Source organism: Mycobacterium sp. SMC-16 (genome assembly GCF_046250085.1).
GTDB lineage: Bacteria > Actinomycetota > Actinomycetes > Mycobacteriales > Mycobacteriaceae > Mycobacterium > Mycobacterium phocaicum.
Genome location: NZ_CP176427.1, coordinates 5,012,742 through 5,035,026, shown reverse-complemented (window position 1 = coordinate 5,035,026; position 22,285 = coordinate 5,012,742). Strand labels below are relative to the sequence as shown.

The window sequence follows — 22,285 nt, the reverse complement described above, 5'->3', positions numbered from 1 at the left end:
CCGGGATTTGTGCACGATTTTCCGCGCCAACCGCGGAAAATCGTGCACAAATCACTAAGTCAGGCGCGGTTGCGGGCGACGTTGGCGGCCAGGTAGAGGACGTACCCGATCACGCCCACGGTCGCGATTTTGCGGGTCTGCGGCACGATCAGGCCGACGCCGAGCGCCGTCTCGATCGATCCGTTGACCTTGAGGTGCTTGTCGATGTCGTCCGGGAACGCCGTGGCGGTGATGCCCTTGAACAGGTCGGGCTTGACGAAGTGCGCCAGTCCGGCCAATGCCAGGCCGATCCCGGCCAGCAGGCCCTTCTTTCCAGCGGTGTTCTCAGCGGCGTCGGTCACCTGTGGTCCTCTCTGATCACGAAATCTTGTAGTCGCTCAACGGAAATTCGGACGCTTCCCGGATTGCCGTCTCGGTCGACGACGGGCGTAGCAGCGTGGGCTCACCCGCGGGATTGAAATAGTACGAGTGGGCGCTGGCGCAGTTGCCGAGCGTGAACAGCGAGTCGCCGAGCAGTTCGGTCATCCGGTCGAGGAACGCCGTGTTGGCTTCCTCGGTGACCTCGAATGTCGTCGCACCGCGCGCCTTGACCTCGGTGAAAAGCCTGTCCATCAGCCGCATCTGGTACTCCATGGTGTTGAAGAAGTTCAACCCCAGGAACGCGTACGGACTCGCCAGGCTCAGATAGTTCGGGAAGTACGGCATCGAGACGCCCTGGTAGGCCTGGAAACGCGTTTCGCGCCACCACTTTCCGAGATCGCGGCCCTCGCGGCCGATCACCTCGATGGCCGGGAAGTTGGCCTCCCACAGGTCGAAACCGGTCGCGAGCACCAGGGTGTCGATCTCGACCTTGGCCCCGTCGTTGCCGATGATGCCGTCGGAGACGATGTGGTCGATGCCGGCGTCCTGCAGGTGCACGTTGGGCCGGTTGAAGGCCTGGTAGTAGCCGTTGCTGAAAGTCGGCCGCTTGCAACCGAAGTCGTAGTCCGGGGTCAGCCGGCGCCGCAGGTCCTTGTCGCGGATGACGAAGAACCGGTGCATCTTCGACAGGTCGGAGGCCGAGATGTTGAAGCGGCCGCGGAACATGCCGTAGTGCCGGACCCCGACGGACACCATGACCTCGTAGATCGAGTCGGTGAGCCAGCGAAGAACACGCTGCGTCAACGGGAATCGGGCGAACATCTTCTTGGCACGCGCGCCGAAGCGCGGGTCGATCTTGGGTACCACCCAGATCGGCGTGCGCTGGAACACCGTCAGGTCGGCGGCGGTCTTGGCCAGCTCGGGAATCAGCTGCACCGCGGTCGCGCCGGTACCGATGACGGCGATGCGCTTGCCGGCCGGGTCGTAGTCGTCATCCCAGTCGGTGGTGTGGATGACGCGACCTTCGAAGCTTTCGATGCCGGGGATCGCCGGGATGTTCGGCTGCGACAGGAAGCCGGTGGCCGTGATCAGATAGCGCGCGCTGAGCGTTTCACCGTCGGCGATGTTGACGCGCCACAGCGACGCTTCCTCATCCCAGCGGGCTCCGTTGACGACGACGTTGAACCGGATGTGCCGCCGCACGTCGTACTTGGCGGCGACGTCGTCGGCGTACCGCTTGATCTCCGGGCCCGGGGTGAACAGCCGCGACCAGTTCGGGTTGGGCTCGAAGAAATAGGAGTACGTGGTGGTGGGCACGTCGACCGCGAGTCCGGGATAGTGGTTGACGTACCAGGTGCCGCCGAGGTCGTCCTCGCGCTCCAGGAGGGTGAAGTTCTCGATCCCGAGGCGTTTGAGCTGGATGGCCGCACCGATACCGGCGAATCCTGCGCCGACGATGACCGCGTCGAACTGCTGCGTCGTCATATTCAGACGGTACCTCAGGTACCGCTTCGCGCCACGAACACAAGCGCCGCGGCGACCGCCAGCGCCGGGACGTCCAGGGTCTTGGATCCCAGGTCATGGCGGGCCCCGGTGATCTCGATGAGCTCGGTGGGCGCCGGGATCAGCTGGGCTGCGGCCGTCAGCTCGTCGATGCTCCCGAACGGGTCGGCTGTGCCGTGGGTGAAGACCGTCGGGACCTTGATCTGGCCCAGGTGCTCGGTGCGCGCCCGCTCGGGCTTGCCGGGCGGGTGCAGGGGATAGGAGAACAGCGTCAGTGCCGCCAGGTCAGCGCCCTGCGCCGCCACCATCGACGTCATCCGGCCCCCGTAGGAATGGCCGCCGGCGATCACCGGGCCATCGGTCAGCGTGTGCGCCAGTTCGATGGCCTCGACGATGCCGGCCTGATCCGACGCCGCCGAGTTGGACGGCGGCCCCTTCGGGCGGCGCCGCCGGTAGGGCAGGTTGTATCGGATGGCGAGCCAGCCGTGGCGAGCCCATTCGTCGCAGATGCGGACGATCAGTGGGGCATCGCGGTTACCGCCGGCGCCGTGCGTGAGCAGCACGACGCCCGTCGGCGTCCCGTCGGGTTCGTGCGCGATGCCCGCGATCTCGTCAAGATTCATGGGCCAACCTGAACAGCGCGTTGACCGGACCGTGGCCGTGGCCCAGCGGGTAGGCCGCCCGCAGGCACTCGGTCACCCAGCTCTTGCCGAACGCCACCGCGTCGGGCACCGAAAAGCCGTGCGCCAGTGCGCAAGCCGTGGACGCCGCGAGCGTGTCGCCCGCGCCGTGGTCATGGCCGGTGTCGATGCGCTCGGTGGTGTATTCGTAGAACTCGCTGCCGTCGTACAGCAGGTCCGGGCTGTGATCGCTGGACCGCAGATGACCGCCCTTGACCAGGGCCCACTTCGGGCCCAGGTCGTGCAGGGCCTTGGCGGCATCTTTCTGGGTCGACGCGTCGATAACGTCGATGCCCGTGATCAGCCGGACCTCGTCGAGGTTCGGGGTGACGAGCGTGGCGATCGGAAACAGCTGGGTGCGAACCGAATTCAGCGCGCTCGGGTGCAGCAGCGGGTCACCGTGCATGGACGCGCACACCGGGTCGACGACCAGCGGGATGTCGCCGTCGAGACCCTGCCACGTCTCGGCGACCGCACCGATGATCTCGGCCGAGGCCAGCATGCCGGTCTTGGCCGCCTGGATGCCGATGTCGTCGGCGACCGCGGTGATCTGCCCGCTGATGATGTCGAGCGGCAGCTCGTGAAAACCCTTGACCCCCACCGAGTTCTGCACCGTCACCGCGGCGACGGCGACGCACCCGTGCACGCCGAGCATCGCGAAGGTACGCAGGTCGGCCTGGATGCCGGCGCCGCCGCCGGAGTCCGAGCCGGCGATGGTCATCACCCGCAACGGCGTTTCGCCCGGCGGGGTCAAAGGCAGAAGGTTCACGGACGCATCACGACGTCAAGGGTAGATACACCCGGTTGCCATGGTCGGCGAACTCCTGGGATTTCTCTGCCATGCCCTGGGCGATCTCGTCCGCGAAGTCGGGGGCGACCCCGTCCGGGTAGGCGTCGCGGATGTCCTGCGTGATGCGCATCGAGCAGAACTTCGGCCCGCACATCGAGCAGAAGTGCGCCGTCTTGGCGGGCTCGGCCGGCAGCGTCTCGTCGTGGAACGCGCGGGCGGTGTCCGGGTCGAGCGACAGCGCGAACTGGTCGTGCCAGCGGAACTCGAAGCGCGCCTGCGACAGCGCGTTGTCGCGGTCCTGCGCGCCGGGGTGGCCCTTGGCCAGGTCAGCGGCGTGCGCGGCGATCTTGTAGGCGATCACCCCGTCCTTGACGTCCTTACGGTTGGGCAGGCCCAGGTGTTCCTTGGGGGTGACGTAGCAGAGCATCGCGGTACCGGCCTGCGCGATGATCGCCGCGCCGATGGCCGAGGTGATGTGGTCGTACGCCGGCGCGATGTCCGTCGCCAGCGGGCCGAGGGTGTAGAACGGCGCCTCTTCGCAGAGTTCTTCCTCCAGGCGGACGTTCTCGACGATCTTGTGCATCGGGACGTGGCCCGGGCCCTCGATCATCACCTGCACGCCATGGGATTTGGCGATCTTGGTGAGCTCGCCCAAGGTGCGCAGCTCGGCGAACTGGGCTTCGTCGTTGGCGTCGGCGATCGAGCCGGGACGCAGGCCGTCACCGAGCGAGAACGTGACGTCGTAGCGCTGCAGGATTTCGCAGAGCTCTTCGAAGTGCGTGTACAGGAACGACTCCTGGTGGTGCGCCAGGCACCAGGCCGCCATGATCGAGCCGCCGCGGGACACGATGCCGGTGACGCGCTTGACCGTCAGCGGGATGTAGCGCAGCAGCACGCCGGCGTGCACCGTCATGTAGTCGACGCCCTGCTCGCACTGTTCGATGACGGTGTCGCGGTACAGCTCCCAGGTCAACTTGGTGGGATCGCCGTTGACCTTCTCCAGCGCCTGATAGATCGGCACGGTGCCGACCGGTACGGGAGAGTTGCGCAGGATCCATTCACGGGTCTGGTGGATGTCCTTGCCGGTGGACAGATCCATGATGGTGTCGGCACCCCAGCGGGTGGCCCAGACCATCTTGTCGACCTCTTCGGAAATGGACGACGTCACGGCGCTATTGCCGATGTTGGCGTTGACCTTCACCGCGAACGCCTTGCCGATGATCATCGGCTCGAGCTCGGGGTGGTTGTGGTTGGCCGGAATGATGGCGCGCCCGATGGCGACCTCGTCGCGGACCAGCTCGGCCGGCACGCCCTCGCGCTCGGCGATGAACGCCATCTCCGCGGTGATCTCGCCGTTGCGGGCGCGCTGCAGCTGGGTGCCGCGGTCCTTGACAACGCCGGGGCGGGCGGGCAGACCCTTCTCCAGGTCGATGGTGGCGGTCTCGTCGGTGTACGGACCCGAGGTGTCGTACAGGTCGAGGTGGTCGCCAGTGGTCAGGTTGACCCGGCGGAACGGGACCTTTCCACCGTCGGGAAGCTCCCGGTAAACCTTGGTGCTGCCCTGGATCGGGCCGCAGGAAAGGTCGTTGAATACAGCAATTGCAGACATCTGCTTACTCCCTACGCCGGCATTACCCGGTCAGGTTCATACGGTCGACGGCGCCATTAAGCCGTCCTCTCAGCGCACCAGGGTGTGCGCTCCCGCGCGGACGTTGTTCACCGTAGTCGATGCGCGCCGGAAGGCAAGGGTGCGTTGCGGCCCGGTGAACGGAACGGAATTGTCATGAGGTCGTTTGTATAGCTAACATATGTTTTTCTGATATTGGAGCGAAGACCGACTGATGACGACTGACACCGAGCTCACCGGGCAGCCCGACACCGCACTCGCGGCAACCGCGCGCCGACGCGTCCAGATGGACCACGACCACCCGCGCTACAAGTGGGTCGTGCTGGCCAACACCACGCTGGGCACACTGCTGGCCACGATAAACGCCTCGATCGTGCTGATCTCACTGCCGGCGATCTTCCGGGGTATCGGGCTGAACCCGCTGGCGCCGAGCAACGTCAGCTACCTGCTGTGGATGCTGATGGGCTACCTCGTGGTGACGGCCGTGCTCGTGGTGCCGTTCGGCCGGCTCGGGGACATGTACGGCCGGGTCCGCATCTACAACCTGGGTTTCGTCATCTTCACGCTGGCGGCCGTCGCGCTGTCGTTCGATCCGTTCCACCTCGGTGGCGGTGCGATCTGGCTCATCGCCTGGCGGGTGATCCAGGGCGTCGGCGGCGCGATGCTGATGGCGTCGTCGTCGGCGATCCTGACCGACGCCTTCCCGGCCAACCAGCGCGGCATGGCACTCGGCGTGAACATGGTGGCCGCGGTGGCCGGATCGTTCCTCGGTCTGCTGATCGGCGGGTTCCTCTCGGAATGGGAGTGGAAGGCCGTGTTCTGGGTCGGCATCCCGATCGGCGTGATCGGCGCCATCTGGAGCTACCGCTCGCTGCGTGAGCTGGGTACCCGGTCGCCCGGCAAGCTGGACTGGGCCGGCACCGTGACATTCGGCCTGGGCCTGACGGTGCTGCTGCTCGGCATCACGTATGGCATTCAGCCGTACGGCAATTCGCCGACGGGCTGGGGCAGTCCCGCCGTCCTCGGCTCCATCGGTGTGGGTCTGCTGCTGTTGGTGGTGTTCTGCATCATCGAGCTCAAGGTCGAGTCGCCGATGGTCGACATGCGGCTGTTCAAGTCGGCGACCTTCGGCATGGGCAACCTGGCCGGGCTGCTGTCGTCGGTGGGCCGCGGTGGCCTCCAATTCATGCTCATCATCTGGCTGCAGGGCATCTGGTTGCCGCTGCACGGCTACGACTTCGAATCGACGCCGCTGTGGGCGGGCATCTACCTGCTGCCGGCGACCATCGGCTTCCTGGTGGCGGCACCCGTCGCCGGCAGCTTGTCCGACCGCTTCGGGGCGCGGCCGCTGGCGGTCGGTGGCATGCTGCTGATGGCGGTGACCTTCGTTGCGCTGCTGCTCATTCCGGTCAATTTCGAGTACTGGGAATTCGCCTTGCTGGTGTTCCTCAACGGCGTCGGCGGCGGTATCTTCACCGCGCCGAACACCGCGGCCATCATGTCCAGCGTGCCGGCGGCGCAGCGCGGCGCGGCATCGGGTGTGCGGTCGACGTTCTTCAACGCCGGCAGCTCGCTGTCGATCGGTATCTTCTTCTCGCTCATGGTCGTCGGGCTGGCCGGCACCTTGCCGACCGCGTTGTCCAGTGGTCTGCAGCAGCAAGGGGTTTCGGCTGACGTCGCGCAGCAGGTGGCCGAACTGCCGCCGGTGGGCAGCCTGTTCGCGGCCTTCCTCGGCTACAACCCGATAGCCGAGCTGCTGGCCCCCTTCCACACCCTGCAGCAGCCCGGCGTCAACGCAGGCACGCTGACCGGCCAGACGTTCTTCCCGCAGCTGATCACCGAACCGTTCCACTCCGGCCTGGTCGTGGTGTTCGGCGCGGCGGCGATCATGATGCTGCTGGGCGCCGTGGCGTCGATGTTCAATCCGGGTACGTACGCCACGGAGCCCGGCGCCGACAACGAGGCGTGACGGCCGATCAGCGGTCGAAAACGGCTGTCAAATAATCGGATTCGGGTAACGACTGGCACGCCAGCCGGACGCCGATCCCGAGTTCGTAGTCGTCGAGGGTGTCGTTGACGCGCATGCTCACCACGCCCTGGCGGAGGGTGTACGCGCACGCGCCGCAGTTACCCTCGCGGCATGCGTAGGGTGCGTCGATACCTTTGTCCAACAGGGTATCGAGCAAGACCTGAGTCTTAGGCCAGCTGATCTCGTGGGTATCGCCGTCGATTTCGACCGTGGCGGTGGCGGACTCGCCGTCCGCGCCAGCATCGGTTGCCGGCTCCGGCGCGGCGAAGGCATCCGTGGTCAGGGAGACGAAGACCTCGCGGTGCACGTGCTCACGGGCGACGCCGGCGTCGTGCAGGGCGGCCGCGGCCACGTCCATGAATGCCGCTGGGCCGCACAGGTATGCGGCGGTGTCGGCGCCCGGCTTCGCGGGCAGCAATGTGCGCAGTCCGGCCGGAGTGGGTAGGCCGGACTCCGACTCGAGCCAGTGCGCGACCGTCAGCCGGTCACCATGCGCCGCAAGCAGTTCCGCCAACTCGGCGTCGAAGATCACCGAGTCGCGGTCGCGGTTGGCGTAGACCAGCGTCACCCGGCGGCCGGACTGCAGCAGTTGGGCGCGGATCATCGAGATGACCGGAGTGATGCCACTGCCGGCAGCCATGAAGATCAGCTCGCTGTCTGCCGGGCGGACAGTGAAAGCGCCTGCGGGCGTGAGGGATTCCAGTGTCATACCGGCCTCGGCATGGTCGCACAGCCAGTTGGACGCGAGGCCGCCCGCGGTGCGCTTCACGGTCACCTTGAGGTGCTCGTCGGCGGCCGGACTGCTCGACAGGGAATAGCACCGCGAGACCGCGCCGCCGTGTGCCGGGATGCGCAGGGTCAGGAACTGGCCGGCCTGGTAGGTGAACTGGTCACGCGCGTCGTGCGCGGCCGTCAGGACCAGCGATACGGCGTCGGGGGTCTCGGTGATCACCTCGACCACGGTCAACTCGTGTGACCTGGACGCTGTCGATGCGGTCATGGGGAAATGCCTTCCGTCGTGGAACCAGGTCAGATTGTCGTCGTTAACTGTGCCATTGACAAATGGCACAGTTAATGATGACCTAGTTGCCGTGACGGAAACTGATCGGGCAACGTTGCCCGAAGTACCCACGCGCGCAACGTTGCGCGCCGCGCTCTCGGCCACGGTGACCCGCTGGACCCTGGGCAATCTGACCAGTGTCATCCCGATGAACACCCCAGGTGTCTGGTTCGGCCGCGGGCTGATCGCCACCATCATGGAGACCTTCGGTTCGATGCCCGACGGCACCAGGATCGTCCCGGTCCGCACGCCGCACCTGCGGGGCGAGTGGGTTCTCGGCCCGGGTGTCGAGTTCGGCCGCCGCGCCGGCTACTACGTGCACGGCAGCGCCTACGTCATCTGCTCGGCACGCACCCACCGCAAGCTGGTGGCCCGGTTGTCGGAGGCGACCGGACTGCCGATGTTCGTCGTGGACTACCGGCTGGCACCCGAGCACCGCTTCCCGACGGCGGCCGAGGACGTCGAAGCCGGGTACCGGTGGCTGTTGTCGGAAGGCTATGCGGCCTCGGACATCGTGATGGGCGCCGACTCCGCCGGCGGTCACCTGACCTGCGACATGCTGCTGGCGCACGCCGGTGACGCGGACTTCCGGCCCGCGGGCGTGGTGCTGTTCTCGCCGCTGATCGACGTGACGCTCGGTCTCGCACTCGAGCAGGAGAAGGCGACGTACCGCGATCCCGCGATGTCGGCCACCGCGGCCGCGCGCATGGTCGGGCTGTACACCCAAGGGCAGAACCTGGCCGATCCGCGGCTGCGCCTCGACTTCGCCAAGGCAGACCAATTGCCGCCCATACTGATTCAGGTCGGCGGATTCGAGATGCTGCGCGCCGACGCCCGCTACCTCGACGCCGAACTGCGCCGCGCCGGCGGCACCAGCACGCTCGAGGTCTGGCCCGGCATGGTGCACGTCTTCCAGGCCCTGCCGCATCTGGCACCCGAGGCCGGCCCGGCACTGCGCCGTGCCGCGGCCTTCGTCGCCGATGCCTACAAGCGATCCAACGAGCTCGAAGAGGTGTGCTGATGATCGGCCTTGACACGATCCTGAATGTCTTTCGCGGTCAGCGCCGCTCGGACAAGGCGAAGGCGGTGGTCACCGGCGCCGGCAGCGGCATCGGGCGGTCGTTCGCGCTCGAGCTCGCGCGCCGGGGCGGCGAGATCATCTGCGCGGACATCAGCCTGGAGCGCGCGAAGGAGACCGTCGCGCTGATCGACCAGCTGCCGACCGGCAAAGGGCACGCCGTGCAGTGCGACGTCGCCGATCGCACCGCCATCGAGCTGCTGGCCAAGCAGGCGCAGGAGATCTTCGGTGGCGCGCCGACGTTGGTGATCAACAACGCGGGCGTCGGCATCGGCGGAAAGCCCGTGGGCGACATCGGTTTCGAAGACTGGGACTGGGCGCTCGGCATCAACCTGTGGGGCGTGGTGTACGGCTGTGAGGTCTTCACGCCGCTGCTGCGCGAAGCCGGCCGGGGCGGCATCATCAACGTGGCCTCGGCCGCCGGGTTCGCCGCCGCACCGTCGATGGCGGCTTACAACGTGTCCAAGGCCGGCGTGATGTCACTGTCGGAAACCCTCGCCGCCGAACTCGACGGCACCGACATCGCCGTCACCGTGCTGTGCCCGACCTTCGTGAAGACCAACGTCTTCACCGACGGCCGCATCACCCCGAGCTCGATGAGCCTGAGCCAGCAGCTGGCTCGCTGGACCGGCCTGTCCGCCGACAACGTCGCCGCCCGCACCCTGGACGCGCACGACGGCGGCCGGCTCTACGTGGTGCCGCAGATCGACGCCACCGTCATCTGGCACCTCAAGCGACACTTCCCCGCCCTGTACGTCCGCGGCGCCGGACTACTCGGACGCGTACTTCCCAAGGACTGAAAGGAACCCATCATGGCAATGGATCTCGACGAGATGCTGCAGCGCATCAAGGACAAGCAGTGGGCCCTGGCCGACATCGACTGGGACGCACCGGGTGCCGAGCTGATCGAGCCCGAGCTGTGGGCCAAGCTCAAGCCGTTCATGACCGATCTGATGTGGATCGAGAACGTCGGCGCCCGTGGCTTCGCCGCGCTGGCGCGGAAGGCCCCGACCCCGACGCTCAAGAGCATCTATGAGCACTTCCACGCCGAGGAGCAGAAGCACGCCAATGCCGAGCTGGCCCTGATGCGGCGCTGGGGCATGCTCGAGAACGACGAGGTCCCGCCGCCGAGCGTCAATGTGCAGCTGGTGATCACCTGGCTCGACAAGTTCTCCGACGGCATGTCGCTGTCGATCCTTGGCACCGTCATCCCCATGCTGGAGGTGGCGCTCGACGGGGCACTCATCAAATTCATCACCGATGAGGTCAAAGATCCGGTGGCGCAGGAGGTTTTCAAGCGCATCAACTCCGACGAATCCCGGCACCTCGCGGTCGACTTCGAGGTCATGGACATCCTCGGCCACGCCGACATGCGCAAGCTGGTCGTCGACTTCGTCGGCAGCTGGATGAACCCGGCGCTGATCGTCGGCACGCTGAGCTACTTCCCCCTGCTCAACAAGATGCGCGACAACATCGTGGCCATGGGCGTCAACGAGGAACGTCTGTACCAGGCGATGCGCCGGTTCCAAAGTGTCGGTGAGCGAAGCGCTTTCGTGCGCCGGGTACCCATGTACCGGTTCATCTCGTGGCATGCCAAGAAGGTGATCGACCGGACCTCGAAGTACCACTGGCTCGCCGATTCGCTGGTGGTGGTCACCGGCGCCATCCCGATGCCGCTGGTGAAGTACACGCCGACGTGGTCGGACGAGCTGACCTATGAGCCGGTCGCGTAAGCAAGAGGAACTATCACCGTGACTATCTCAACAGCCATCATCGGCGCCGGCTTCGCTGGCATCGGCGCCGCCATCCGGCTCAAAGACCAGGGCATCACCGATTTCGAGATCTTCGAACGCGGCACCCGCGTCGGCGGCACCTGGCGTGACAACACGTATCCCGGTGCGGCGTGCGACATTCCGTCGCGCCTGTACTCCTACAGCTTCGCGCCGAACCCGGACTGGTCGCACACCTACTCCGGTAGCGACGAGATCCTCGGGTACATCGACAGCATGGTCGAGTCGTTCGGTATCGCACCGCATATCCGGTTCGGCCACAACGTCACCGGTGTGGAGTACGACGAGGTGGCGGGGGAGTGGACCGTCAACTTCGAGGGTCGTGAACCGGTGCAGGCACGCACCGTCATCGTCGCCTCGGGGCCGCTGGCGAACGCCAGCTTCCCGAAGATCGAGGGCATCGAAACCTACGAAGGCCACAAGATCCACAGCGCCCGTTGGGATCACGACTACGACTTCACCGGCAAGAAGGTCGCCGTCATCGGTACCGGCGCCAGCGGCGTGCAGATCGTCCCGGAACTTATCAAGGTCGCCAAGTCGGTCAAGGTGTTCCAGCGCACGCCGGGCTGGGTGATCCCGCGGATAAACGGAGCCACCAGCGGCTGGATGAAGCGGATCTACAAGGACGTGCCGCTCGCCGAGAAGCTGATGCGTTCGGCGTGGTTCTGGGGCCATGAGTCGGTGGCGCTCGGTGTGGTGTGGGACAGCCCGTTCACCCGGGTGGTCGAAGCCCTGAGCCTGGCGAACCTGCGCCGGCAGGTGAAGGACCCGTGGCTGCGCCGCCAGCTGACCCCGGACTTCTCAGCCGGCTGCAAGCGACTGCTGATGACCGCCGACTACTACCCGGCGCTGCAGGCCGACAACTGCAAGCTCGTCACCTGGCCCATTGCCCGGTTGTCGCCCAAGGGAATCCGGACCGTCGAAGGCATCGAGCACCAGTTCGACGCCATCGTGTTCGCCACCGGTTTCGAGGTGTCCAAGGCCGGCACCCCGTTCCCCGTCATCGGCATCGACGGCCGGGAGCTCGCCACGGAATGGAGCCGGGGCGCGTACGCCTACCGCAGCGTCGCGGTATCCGGTTACCCCAACCTGTATTTCACCTTCGGACCCAACTCCGGCCCCGGACACAGCTCCGCGCTGGTGTACATGGAGGCGCAGATCGACTACATCGTCGAGGCGATATCCAAGCTGCTGCAGTTCGGGTGGAAGTCGCTCGACGTGCGTCCCGAGGTGCAGGCACGCTACAACGAGGACATCCAGCAGCGGCTGCAGTCCACCACGTGGAACTCAGGCTGCCAGAGCTGGTACCTCACCGAGGACGGCTTCAACGCGACGATGTTCCCGGGGTTCGCCACCCAGTACGTCAACCAGTTGAAGGCGGTCAATCTGCACGACTTCAAGATCACTGCTGAACAGACCAGCGGTGCGTCGGTCCTGACCGCATAGAATCCGCTGGTGGCTGAGTACCGGATCGACGACCTCGCGCGCGAAGCGGGGACGACAACCCGGAACGTCCGCGTCTACCAGGAGAACGGCCTGCTGCCCCGGCCCCAGCGCCGGGGCCGGGTCGCGATCTATACCGATCGGCACCTGAGCCAGTTGCAGGCGATCGTCCGGCTGCTCAGCGAGGGCTTCACCGTCAAGCACATCCTGAAGTTCCTCACCGGCCTGCAGCGCGGTGAGGGGCTCGTCGAGGTGCTGGACCTCGCCGAGCTCGAGGAGTTGGTGATCTCGCCGTGGTCGAACCCCGAGGCGCAGACCATGACGCGCCAAGAGCTGGAGATGGCGCTGGGCCGGCTCGACGGCGCGACGCTGCGACGGCTCGTCGCCGGCCGGATCATCGAGCCGACGGACGACAAGGATGCCTACCTGGTACCTGACCGGCGGGTTATCGACGACTTCGCCAGGCTCATCTCCCGCGGGATGCCGTTGGCGGCGATCCTCAAGACCACCACCGCGGTCGACAAGAAGCTCGACGAAGCGGCCCGGGCCATGACCCGGGCCGGGCACACCGAGGTGGTCCGGCAGCGGGGGACGGGCTGGTACCCCAGCAACGACGTCGAACTTGCCTGGGCCGCCGACCTGATCGATGCCATGCGCCGTGTATCCCGCCGTTCTGCCCACGCTAGCCTTGACCGCGCGTTAGATGAAGCGGTGCGAGCCGAGCTGCGGCAGTACCAGCAGGAGGCCAAGGACAAGGGGGCTCCTGTCGAACGGAAGGCGTGAGTCATGGCGCAGGCAGACGGAGCTGAGGCTTCCTCCGGCAAACGCAAGCGCGGGCCGAAGACCCTCGTCCAAGCGGTGTTCGCATTGATGGACGATGTCGCCGAACTCCGGAAGTCCGCGCAGTTCATCGCCGACAACATCGCCGCCCTGAGCGAGAGCGCAGCGGGCATCGACCGGCATGCGGAACTGATCGCCAGCCAGATCACCACGTTGACCGAGGCCGCGGCCGGCATCGACACGTCTGCCGAGAAGATCGCCCACGGTGCCAACTCCATCGCGGCGACCCTGCCGAGCCTGAAGCGGCTCGCCGAAGTCGTGGAGCCGCTCGATACCACGGTGGCCCGGCTGGGCTGGCTCGTCGACCGGCTTCCCGGCGTAAAACGAAGCTAGTCGTCAATTCCTGTTCTCGCAGAACGGAATTTGTCCTCACTCGTCAATATCGAGACCCGTGTCGATCGGCTATTGCCACCCGCCGAACATCGGAGGAACGTATATCGGTGGACCGGCGGCGCCGCTGGGGCGCTGCCCCGATATAGAGGGGGTGGGCCGTGTACGCACGCTCTACCACTATCAACGCACAACCCTCGGCTATCGACTCGGGAGTGGCTCACCTCCGCGATGAAGTGATGCCCCAACTCCAAGGTCTCGACGGGTTCGTCGGCATGTCGCTGCTCACCGACCGGGAGTCCGGCCGGTGCATCGTGGTGACCGCGTGGGAGTCCCAGGACGCGATGAACGCCGTCGCCGAGCAGGTTCGGCCGATTCGCGAAAAGGCGACCCAGATGTTCAGTGGCGGCGCCCCGACCGTTGACGAGTGGGACATCGCGATATTGCACCGCGCTCGCCAGATGCCCGAGGGCGCGTGCGCGCGGGTTACGTGGGGACATGTCGACCCGGCCCACGCCGACGCCGCCATCGAGCATTTCAAGATGAACATCGTCCCCGACAGTGAGGCGCTCGAGGGCTTCTGCAGCACCAGCCTGCTGGTCAATCGGAACACCGGACGCGGCGTGGCCTGCACGACGTTCGACAGCCGAGAAGCCATGGAGCGCAACCGGGATGGCGCGCGCACGATGAAGCAGATGCGCATGAAGGAAACCGGTGCGGCCGAGCTGGACGAGGCCGAGTTCGACGTGGCCTTCGCTCACCTGCGGGTGCCGGAACTGGTTTAGCCGCAGGCGCCGAACCGACCCGGGGACCGGACCGGTGCCGGGTCGTGTTCGGCTGCCCCGTGGGGGGGCAAGCCAAGAATCTGCCAAGCGTCGGGCTGCATGCTTCCTTCACCAATCAGCAGCAGAGACAGGTGAGTTCACATGACGCGACGAATCGCACGACTGGCCGCGGCGGCACTGTTGTCCGGCGGGATGAGTCTGGCCGCTTTCGGGTTGAGTGCCGGCACTGCCCAGGCAGAACCCTCCTCGGGCACCTGGTGTCCGGGCCAGCCGGTCCCCGGAGGCTTCACCGAGGTCGACTGGGACTGGACGACCTGCCATCGATACAACTTGGTACACCGCGGAATGCCGCCCCAGGTCGTCGGCATGACCGCCGAAGACGGCTGGTACGGCGGCCACCCCCACTACCGCACCGTCGCGGGCGAGAACACCAACGCGACCTGCCAGTTCCTGGGGTGCCCGTAGCACTCGGCGTAGCTGATGACGGTGAAACCCGTTGTGGGCTGCCGCCTTCCGTGCTCAGAAGGGTGCGGGTTCATCCCATTCCTCTGCGGCGCGGGCCATTTCGAGTTCGCGGTATCGGTGCCATTCTTCGCTGGCGATGGTTTCTTCGTTGATCATGCGTGCTTGGTTGATGAGTTGTTGGCGTTCTTGGGCGCGGGTGCGTTTGCGTTTGGGCATGCAGTGGCCGCGGCCGGGGGTTCGTGGTGGTTGTTCGGTGATTGTGGGTGTTCCGGTGGGTGTGGCCAGTTGTGGGTACCAGTGGGCGCCTTCGGGTTTGGTGATGTAGGTGTGTCCGGTGGGGGCGACCCAGACGACGGTGCCGTCGGGGTATTGGTGGTCGGTCCAGCCGTGGAATGTTTTGAGTAGGTGGTGGAATCGGCACAGGCATTTGAGGTCTGACGGGTGCGTCGGCCCGGCCGGGTAGGGGACGGTGTGGTCGAGGTCGCAGGCTTGCGCGGGCCGGTCGCAGCCGGGGAATCGGCAGGTCAGGTCTCGGCAGCGGACGAACTCCGCCAGCTTGGCCGACGGACGGTAGCGGGGCTCGGCCGCATCCGGCGGGATCTCGACCTCGCGGATGGTCGCGCCGTCGGCGAGGCGGGCGATCTGCTCGGCGGGGATCTGCCCGTACCCGGGCAGGAATCCTGGGGCCTGCCCGTTCACTGCCTCCGGTGTGGCGATGACGTGGATGACCGCGCGGGTGCCGACGGTCTGCGCCGGCAGTTCCCCCATGGCGGCCGCGGCGGCGGGGCAGTCCGGGTTGTCGCATTGGCAGGCCAGGCGCTGCCCGCGGGCCAGGGCGTCGATGGCGGCGGCGCGGCGCTGATCATGGGAGCGCGGATCGTTGCGGCACACGCTCTTGGCGAGGTCGTCGATGGCGGCGTCGAGCACGGCGGCGGTCGCCGCGTCTACCGTGCCGCAGATGCTGGCCGCGCCGGGGCCGCAGGCGCGGATGTCGAGGTAGCGGGCCTGCGACGGGGGCCTGGGGGCGTGGACCCCGGCCTGGTCGGACGCGGCGATGATGGCGTCGATGCGCTGTTCCATTTTCGGTTTCGACAACCGACCCCAGGCCACGATCTTGGCGGCCAGGTCGGCATCGACCTGCCCGGCGACGTCGTCGTCGATGATCAGGTCGGTGCGGGCGACGATCATGGCGACCATCACCGCATCGATCAGGCCGTTGGCGTAGACGGCCGCCACTTTGGGCAGGCGGGTGCGGAGCGTCACCGCCCGGTCCACCTGGGCTTGGGCCCGCTTACGCGATATCCCCAACGCGGCGGCGACCTCGACGACCAGCCCGGCATAGCCGTCGATCGCCCAATACCGTTTCTCGATGTCGTCGTCGGGGGCCCGCAGCGCCCACAGGTCACCGATCGCCCCCAGGCGGCGGGCGCCGGCGGCGTTCTCTTGCCGGGTGGCCAGGGTGATCGCGTCGACCGCCGCGGCCGCGGCGTGGGGATCACCATCTAATTCGCTCATACGTTCGAATGTATACCCGCCCACCGACACGAATCGGCCGTCGCGGACGCGACCCATCGACGACGGTTAGGGCACCTAAACAGAAGGGCCGCAGCAGGATTGGCACGGGCAGGCAGCGCGGGCAGGGATCGTCGACGGTTGGGTCAGCTAGTTATCGAGGCCTTGGAGCGGACCGCCGGTGGACGGCCCACCGAAGAATCCGGGACCGCGACCGCCAGGGGGCAGGCGCCGATTAGCCCACCTAACCGTCGAGGATCGCAGCGCGGACCGGAGACCCCGGCAGCCCAGTCGGGATGGGCACGGCCAGAACCATCGAGCACACCTAACCACCGAGGATCACGCGCGAACCGTGGGGCCGAGTCGGGGCGGGTCGGCCCGAACTACCGAGCACACCTAACCGTCAAGGATCGCAGCGCCGACCGGTGACCCCGGGCGGCCCGAGTCGGGATGGGCTCGGCCAGAACCACCGAGCCGATCTAATCGTCGACGATTCCCTACGGGTGCGCGCTCGGCTTACTCGGCCACCAGATGCGGTTGCCGATCATGGCCATCGCGGCGGGCACCAGCACGGTGCGCACCAGGGTGATGTCGATCAGCAGGCCGATGCCGATGGTGAATCCGATCTGCAGCAGGTTGATCACGCGCCCGGTCATCAGCGCGAACATGGTGAGCGCGAAGACGATGCCGGCGGTGGTGATGACGCTGCCGGTGCTGCCGAAGCTGCGCATGATGCCGCGGATCATGCCGTCACCCGACTCTTCGCGGATGCGGGCGGCGAAGAGCATGCTGTAGTCCGCGCCGACGGCGATGAGCGCCATGAAGGACACCGGGAACACCGACCAGTCGATGTCGACGCCGAGGATGTGCTGCCACACCAGGACGCTGAATCCGGAAGCGGCGGCGAACGACAACGTCACGACCGCGACCATGAACACCGGCGCGGCGATGCTGCGCAGCAGCGCGATCAACACCAGCAGCACACCGAGGATCGCGACGATGCCGTAGACGGCGAAGTCATGCCACACCTGGTCACGCATGTCTGCCGACAGCGACGCCAAGCCGGTGCTGGCGAAACGTGCTGTCTGCAAAGAGGTTCCGGCTGCGGCCTCGGTCGCCGCCGGCGCCAGCGCGCGGGAGGCGTCGAGGGCCTGGGCGCTGTACGGGTTGATCTTCCAGATGACAAGCATCCGCGCCGTCTTGCCGTCGGGGGCGAACAGCAGGTCCTGTGCGGCCCGGAAGGCCGGGTCGGAAAAGCCCTGCGGCGGAAGGTAGAAGCCCGATGCCGGCCCGTCGCCGGTGTGAGTGCTCAAGGTCGTCAGGTAGTCCGTCGCCTGGCCGAGCCCGTCGGTGAGGCGCCCTGACATGGTGACCACCTGGTCCACGCCGCCCTTGACCTGGTCGAGCCCGACGGCCAGCCGGGTCATCCCGGCGCTGAGCTGATCGGCGCCGCGCACGAGTTCGGCCAACTGGGTGCGGGCCTGGGTCGGCGAACCACCGGGCAGATTCGACACCATTTTCTGCAACGTGGCCAACGCATTTCGGATGGCGGGCTCGGCGGCCCGCACCTTCTCGACGGTCACTTGCGGGACGGCAGAGAGCCGCTGGGCCTGCAGCAGCGCGCGGCTGACCGCGCCGTTGGAGATGGCGTCGAGGTCGGCGATGTCCGCGCGGGCCCGGCTGCACACGGGGTTCATCAGGCAGTCGGGGCCGGGTTGCGGATCCAGCGCGGAGCCGAGCGCCGAACTCACCAGCCGGCCGGCATCGGCGACCTGCGCGTTGCCGTCGATGGCCTGCAATGCCGCGTCGAGCAAGCCGGTGGAGGAACTGAGATCGGCCAACGCCGAACGGACGTCCACCGTGCCGTCGGTGAGCGTGGACAGCCCGGCGCCGGCGGCCTGGTACCCGTCGAGTACCTGATGGGCCAGCCCGGTCACCTGCCTGATACCGGAAACCAATTGGGGAATCTGGGTCACCGCGGAGGCAGCGCCGTCGCGCAGCTGGGCCGCACCGGAGTCCAGCCGGTGAATGTCGGGAACCGCCTTGTTGACCTGGTTCTTGGCATCGCCGAGCCGGTCGGCCACGATCCCGGCCTGGTAGCCGATGGTGGTCTGCGGCAACTGCTTTCCGGCCGGCCGCGTCATGGAGCGGACATAGGCGATCTCGGGCATCCCGGCGAGGCGGCCCGCGACACGGTCGAGCGCGGCCAGATCGTCGGTGTTCCGCATGTCATGGTCGGCCGAGACGATCAGGTATTCCGGCGCCGCCTCGTTGACGCCCCAGTGGGCGTAGGTCTTTTCGTAGCCGAGGGAGCTCTCGGTGTCGTCGAGCTGCATGGCGTTCTCGTCGAAGTTCACCCGGAACGTGGTCAGAACCATTGCGGCGCTGAGCAACAGCACCAGCGAAGCGGCCACCAGCACGCCCGACCGGCGGATCATGGTGGATCCGATGCGGCGCCACCGGCGGTCGTTGAGGGGGCGCGGTTCGGCCAGTCCGCGCTTGCCGAGGAGCGACAGCAGGGCGTAGGGCAGGGACATCGAGACGGCCAGTCCGACGACGATCGCGATGGCGATCGGTGGGCCGGTGGCCTTGAACATGCCGAGTTCGGTGAATCCCATGGCTGTGGCGGCCGCCGCGATGGTCAGCATCGAGGCGATCAGGATGCCCGAAACCCGCTGTCCGGCTTGCGCTATCGCGTCGATGACGGGCACCTGGCTACGCCGGGCTTCGTGATAGCCGGCCAGGATGAAGATCGCGTAGTCGGTGGCGGCGCCGAGCAGCATCGCGGTCATCAGCGAGATGGTGAAGTTCGAAACGGTAAGTACCCCAGCCATACCCAGCAGGGACACGATCGGGCGGGCCACGCCGAGTGCGATGCCGATGGTCAGCAACGGCACCATGGCAGTGGCCAGCGACCGATAGACCATCAGCAGCACCAAGGTGATCAGCAGGACAGACACCGCGGTGATGATCAGCAGCGAAAAGTCCATGGCGCTGAAAAGATCGGCCAATGTTGGTGACGGCCCGGTGAGGTAAACCCCGACTCCGGGCGGTGTGGGCAGGGCGTGCAGCTGGTCGCGGATCGCGATGGTGTTCTTGTGCGCCTTGGTGGACCCGACGTCGCCGGTGCCGGCCAGGACGAGGTTGATCGCCTTGTGGTCGGGGCTCAGCGCGATGTCGCGCAGTTGCGGATTGTCGTAGGTGTCGAGCACGTAGGCGACGTTGGTGGTGTCGCGCTGCAAGGTGGCGACGATGTCGCGGTAGAGGGCTTCGTCGGCCGCATTGATGCCCTTCTCGTCGACCAGCACGACGCTGCCGACGGCCGAGGACCGCGGGACACCGAAGGCGTCCGACATCTCGCGCAGCGTCTGCGCGGCCTTGATGTTCGCCGGCATGAACGGCGCGGAATGCTCGGAGACGGTCTGCTCGAGCTGGGGGATGGCGACGTTGAGGATTCCGGCGAGCGCTACCCAGAAGCCGATGACGAGCCATGCCCATTTGGCACAGAAACGGCTGGTGGCGGCGAAAAACCTGCTGTTGTGTCCCACCCGGATCCCCTCCGATTCGAGACCAGAACTACACCGTTCGGTCTACTATTGGAGGCAGACGGTAGTAGACCGACTGGTGTACAAAAAATGCTGAAAGACAGGGAGTTACGTCACATGAGTGCCCGCGATCGGCTCGTCGTCACAGCCATCGATCTGATTCGGCGCCAAGGCGTCGCGGCGACGGGGCTCAGCCAGTTACTCGAACGCAGTGGTGCCGCGCGCCGTTCGCTCTACCTGAATTTCCCGGGCGGCAAGGCGGAACTCGTCGCCGATGCGACCGTGACGGCCGGCAACACGCTGGCCGACGGCATCGACCGACTGATCGGAGAACGAGGGCCGGTAGGGGCGGTCCGGGCGTTCATCGAGATGTGGATTGCGAACCTGGCCGGCGGCGACTTCGAAGTGGGCTGCCCGATCGTCGCTGCTGCACTCGGCCGCAGCGAGGCGCCGGCGGCCGCCGACGCCGCCGGTGAGGTCTTCCTGGACTGGGAGCGTCGAATTGCCGCCGGGCTCGAAACCGCGGGGTTGTCAGCCGATGACGCCGCTCGCCAGGCGACGCTGACGGTCGCCGCGGTGGAGGGCGCCATCGTCATGGCGCAGGCGACCAAGTCGGACGTGCCGCTACGCCGTGTGGAGGCGGCGCTTGTCGAGTCGGTGGAGCAGTACCTGAATTAGGCGGACTTTGCCGGGGCTGTGCCGGACAGGCAGTCGGCGATGAAACTGGCCATGCGAGCGTAGGCCCGGCGGCTCTCCGGCAGCCCGGGGAATATGGCCGGGAACGCGTGGACCTGACTGGGCCACGCCGCGACATCGCACTTGCGCCCGGCCTCGTGCAGTTTGTCCTGCATCCGCTCGGCGTCGCACAGCAGTGACTCCGTCTCGGAGGCGACGATCAGCGACGGCGGCATCGAATCCATCGGACCGGAAACCGGCTCCAATTCGTCGAGATTGCCGGCGGGACAGATGCGTTCGGTGATGACCGGGAAGCCGGCGGCGATCCCGAAGACGTCCGTCGCCGCGGTCGAATGCGCAGTGCGTGCGGCGTTGTCCAATTCCAGTAGAGGCGAAATGCCGACCACCCCTGCGGGACTCGGGAGCCCGTGCTTCGGGGCCTGCTGCGCGGTCGCGAACGCCAGGAATCCGCCGGCCGAGTCACCGGCGAGGACCACCTTGGCCGGATCGACGCCCAGACTCAGCAGGTGGCGGTAAGCGCCCAGACAGTCCTGGACGGTCGTCTCCAGGTCCACCTCGGGGTACTGCCGATATTCGATGTGTACCAACGGCAATCGCGTGATGCGCGAGAGCGCCGCGACGGCGCGCAGGTGGGTGTTCAGATCGCCGAGGACGAACCCGCCGCCGTGGAAATACAGGATGACCCCGTCGGTGATGGGCGCGTCGAGGTCGGACGGCGAAACCCACTCGACCGGCAGGCCGCTCCAGTTCTCGGCGACCAATCGGAAGCCGCGCGGTGGCCGACGACGCTGCAGGCTGGCCAACTTGTTGACGTTGCGTCCCACCCGCACGATCCGCTGTGACGTCGCCTCGTACTCCGCCGTGGTCAGCGCGCGAATCAGGATGCGGGCCAACAGCAATGACGCGAAGAAGTGAATGATGCGCGCGCGTAGGCTGGCCGGCTCGGTGGCGTGAATGACCGCGCTCACGGCGCCAACTCCACCAGCACCGGCGCGTGATCACTGGGCTGCTTGCCTTTTCGTTCCTCGCGAACGATCTCGCCGTGCGTGACGCGCGCCGCGAATTCCGGTGAGCCGAGCACGAAGTCGATGCGCATGCCCTGCTTCTTGGGGAACCGCAGCTGCGTGTAGTCCCAGTAGGTGTAGACGCCCGGACCCGGGGTGAACGGGCGGACCACGTCCGCGAAGCCGGCGTCGTTGATGGCGCGGAACGCCGCGCGCTCCGGCTCGGAGACGTGCGTCGAGTTCGCGAACACCGCCATGTCCCAGACGTCCTCATCGGTCGGCGCGATGTTCCAGTCGCCCATCAGGGCCAACGGCAACGACGGATCGTCGGCCAGCCAGCCGGTCGCGGTATCCCGCAGGGCGGAAAGCCATTTCAGCTTGTAGGGCAGGTGCGGGTCTTCCAGCGTCCGGCCATTGGGCACGTACAGACTCCACAACCGGACCCCGCCGCAGGTGGCGCCGATGGCACGCGCCTCGTCGGCGTCCTGCCACTGCGGTTGGCCGTCGAAGCCGATCTGCACGTCCTCGATTCCGACGCGGGACGCGATCGCCACGCCGTTCCACTGGCTGTGCCCGACGTGCGCAACCTCGTAACCGAGTGCCGCGAACGGCATCGTCGGGAACTGCTCGTCCTTGCACTTGGTCTCCTGCATGGCGAGCACGTCCACGTCCGCGCGGGACAGCCAGTCCGTGACCCGGTCGACCCGGGTGCGGATGGAGTTGACGTTCCAGGTGGCGATACGCATGA

20 protein-coding genes and 1 riboswitch are annotated in these 22,285 nt (G+C 66.8%); of the genes, 10 read left to right on the top strand and 10 right to left on the bottom strand.

Annotation, left to right across the window (positions count from 1 at the left end; all coding sequences use genetic code 11):
* Positions 1-59: 59 nt before the first annotated feature.
* The 5 genes from ACJEIK_RS24540 to thiC form a co-directional block, all read right to left on the bottom strand.
* The gene (locus tag ACJEIK_RS24540; RefSeq protein WP_409430423.1) at positions 60-341 is read right to left on the bottom strand and encodes a hypothetical protein; all 282 of its coding nucleotides are present in this window, start codon (positions 339-341) and stop codon (positions 60-62) included.
* A gap of 16 nt (positions 342-357) precedes the next feature.
* A complete protein-coding gene (locus ACJEIK_RS24535) occupies positions 358-1,845 on the bottom strand; it encodes a flavin-containing monooxygenase (RefSeq protein ID WP_409430422.1) in 1,488 nt (495 codons plus the stop codon).
* A 14-nt stretch (positions 1,846-1,859) separates the two neighbouring features.
* The gene (locus ACJEIK_RS24530; RefSeq protein ID WP_061002153.1) at positions 1,860-2,486 is read right to left on the bottom strand and encodes an alpha/beta family hydrolase; all 627 of its coding nucleotides are present in this window, start codon (positions 2,484-2,486) and stop codon (positions 1,860-1,862) included.
* Positions 2,476-3,312 (bottom strand): bifunctional hydroxymethylpyrimidine kinase/phosphomethylpyrimidine kinase, encoded by an 837-nt coding sequence (gene thiD, locus ACJEIK_RS24525; protein ID WP_082762123.1) that lies wholly within the window; start codon positions 3,310-3,312, stop codon positions 2,476-2,478. Before thiD ends, ACJEIK_RS24530 begins: the two co-directional genes overlap by 11 nt.
* A gap of 7 nt (positions 3,313-3,319) precedes the next feature.
* Positions 3,320-4,942 carry a phosphomethylpyrimidine synthase ThiC gene (gene thiC / locus ACJEIK_RS24520; protein ID WP_409430421.1) on the bottom strand — a complete coding sequence of 541 codons (1,623 nt, stop codon included), beginning with the start codon at positions 4,940-4,942 and terminating at the stop codon, positions 3,320-3,322.
* Positions 4,933-5,048: riboswitch (TPP riboswitch) on the bottom strand. Its footprint overlaps the gene before it by 10 nt.
* A gap of 126 nt (positions 5,049-5,174) precedes the next feature.
* Between thiC and ACJEIK_RS24515 the strand changes: the two genes are divergently transcribed.
* Positions 5,175-6,929: an MFS transporter gene (locus ACJEIK_RS24515; RefSeq protein ID WP_406784422.1), complete on the top strand. Its 1,755-nt coding sequence runs from the start codon at positions 5,175-5,177 to the stop codon at positions 6,927-6,929.
* A 7-nt stretch (positions 6,930-6,936) separates the two neighbouring features.
* Here ACJEIK_RS24515 and ACJEIK_RS24510 read toward each other — a convergent pair whose 3' ends face one another.
* Positions 6,937-7,989 (bottom strand): 2Fe-2S iron-sulfur cluster-binding protein, encoded by a 1,053-nt coding sequence (locus tag ACJEIK_RS24510; protein ID WP_409430420.1) that lies wholly within the window; start codon positions 7,987-7,989, stop codon positions 6,937-6,939.
* Positions 7,990-8,080: 91 nt separating this feature from the next.
* Between ACJEIK_RS24510 and ACJEIK_RS24505 the strand changes: the two genes are divergently transcribed.
* From ACJEIK_RS24505 to ACJEIK_RS24470, 8 genes are all read left to right on the top strand, one after another.
* Positions 8,081-9,070: an alpha/beta hydrolase gene (locus ACJEIK_RS24505; protein WP_406803035.1), complete on the top strand. Its 990-nt coding sequence runs from the start codon at positions 8,081-8,083 to the stop codon at positions 9,068-9,070.
* On the top strand, positions 9,070-9,927 hold the full coding sequence (locus ACJEIK_RS24500) for an SDR family NAD(P)-dependent oxidoreductase (protein WP_110767803.1): 858 nt from the start codon (positions 9,070-9,072) through the stop codon (positions 9,925-9,927). The genes ACJEIK_RS24505 and ACJEIK_RS24500 overlap by 1 nt, the downstream gene beginning before the upstream one ends.
* A 12-nt stretch (positions 9,928-9,939) precedes the next feature.
* On the top strand, positions 9,940-10,860 hold the full coding sequence (locus tag ACJEIK_RS24495; RefSeq protein ID WP_406803036.1) for a ferritin-like domain-containing protein: 921 nt from the start codon (positions 9,940-9,942) through the stop codon (positions 10,858-10,860).
* A gap of 18 nt (positions 10,861-10,878) precedes the next feature.
* Positions 10,879-12,363, top strand: coding sequence for a flavin-containing monooxygenase (locus ACJEIK_RS24490; protein ID WP_133427843.1), 1,485 nt, complete (start codon positions 10,879-10,881; stop codon positions 12,361-12,363).
* A 9-nt stretch (positions 12,364-12,372) separates the two neighbouring features.
* On the top strand, positions 12,373-13,143 hold the full coding sequence (locus ACJEIK_RS24485) for a MerR family transcriptional regulator (RefSeq protein ID WP_061004473.1): 771 nt from the start codon (positions 12,373-12,375) through the stop codon (positions 13,141-13,143).
* Positions 13,144-13,146: 3 nt separating this feature from the next.
* On the top strand, positions 13,147-13,533 hold the full coding sequence (locus tag ACJEIK_RS24480; protein ID WP_061004475.1) for a hypothetical protein: 387 nt from the start codon (positions 13,147-13,149) through the stop codon (positions 13,531-13,533).
* Positions 13,534-13,691: 158 nt separating this feature from the next.
* A complete protein-coding gene (locus ACJEIK_RS24475) occupies positions 13,692-14,315 on the top strand; it encodes a hypothetical protein (protein WP_061004476.1) in 624 nt (207 codons plus the stop codon).
* A 141-nt stretch (positions 14,316-14,456) separates the two neighbouring features.
* Positions 14,457-14,780 carry a hypothetical protein gene (locus ACJEIK_RS24470; RefSeq protein WP_061004478.1) on the top strand — a complete coding sequence of 108 codons (324 nt, stop codon included), beginning with the start codon at positions 14,457-14,459 and terminating at the stop codon, positions 14,778-14,780.
* Positions 14,781-14,834: 54 nt separating this feature from the next.
* On the opposite strand, the gene ACJEIK_RS24465 is transcribed toward ACJEIK_RS24470, so the two are convergent.
* Positions 14,835-16,295, bottom strand: coding sequence for a DUF222 domain-containing protein (locus tag ACJEIK_RS24465; protein WP_406803743.1), 1,461 nt, complete (start codon positions 16,293-16,295; stop codon positions 14,835-14,837).
* A 494-nt stretch (positions 16,296-16,789) separates the two neighbouring features.
* Entirely contained in the window at positions 16,790-19,840 is a 3,051-nt protein-coding gene (locus ACJEIK_RS24460; RefSeq protein WP_406803744.1) for an MMPL family transporter, read from the bottom strand.
* Positions 19,841-19,954: 114 nt separating this feature from the next.
* Here ACJEIK_RS24460 and ACJEIK_RS24455 point away from each other — a divergent pair, with 114 nt between their 5' ends.
* Entirely contained in the window at positions 19,955-20,515 is a 561-nt protein-coding gene (locus ACJEIK_RS24455) for a TetR/AcrR family transcriptional regulator (protein ID WP_212807118.1), read from the top strand.
* Here the strand turns inward: ACJEIK_RS24455 and ACJEIK_RS24450 are convergent.
* Both ACJEIK_RS24450 and ACJEIK_RS24445 read right to left on the bottom strand, forming a co-directional pair.
* Positions 20,512-21,501: an alpha/beta hydrolase gene (locus ACJEIK_RS24450; RefSeq protein ID WP_244872764.1), complete on the bottom strand. Its 990-nt coding sequence runs from the start codon at positions 21,499-21,501 to the stop codon at positions 20,512-20,514. The two genes, ACJEIK_RS24455 and ACJEIK_RS24450, sit on opposite strands and share 4 nt — an antisense overlap.
* Positions 21,498-22,283: an exodeoxyribonuclease III gene (locus tag ACJEIK_RS24445; RefSeq protein WP_212807117.1), complete on the bottom strand. Its 786-nt coding sequence runs from the start codon at positions 22,281-22,283 to the stop codon at positions 21,498-21,500. The genes ACJEIK_RS24450 and ACJEIK_RS24445 overlap by 4 nt, the downstream gene beginning before the upstream one ends.
* Positions 22,284-22,285: the final 2 nt, after the last annotated feature.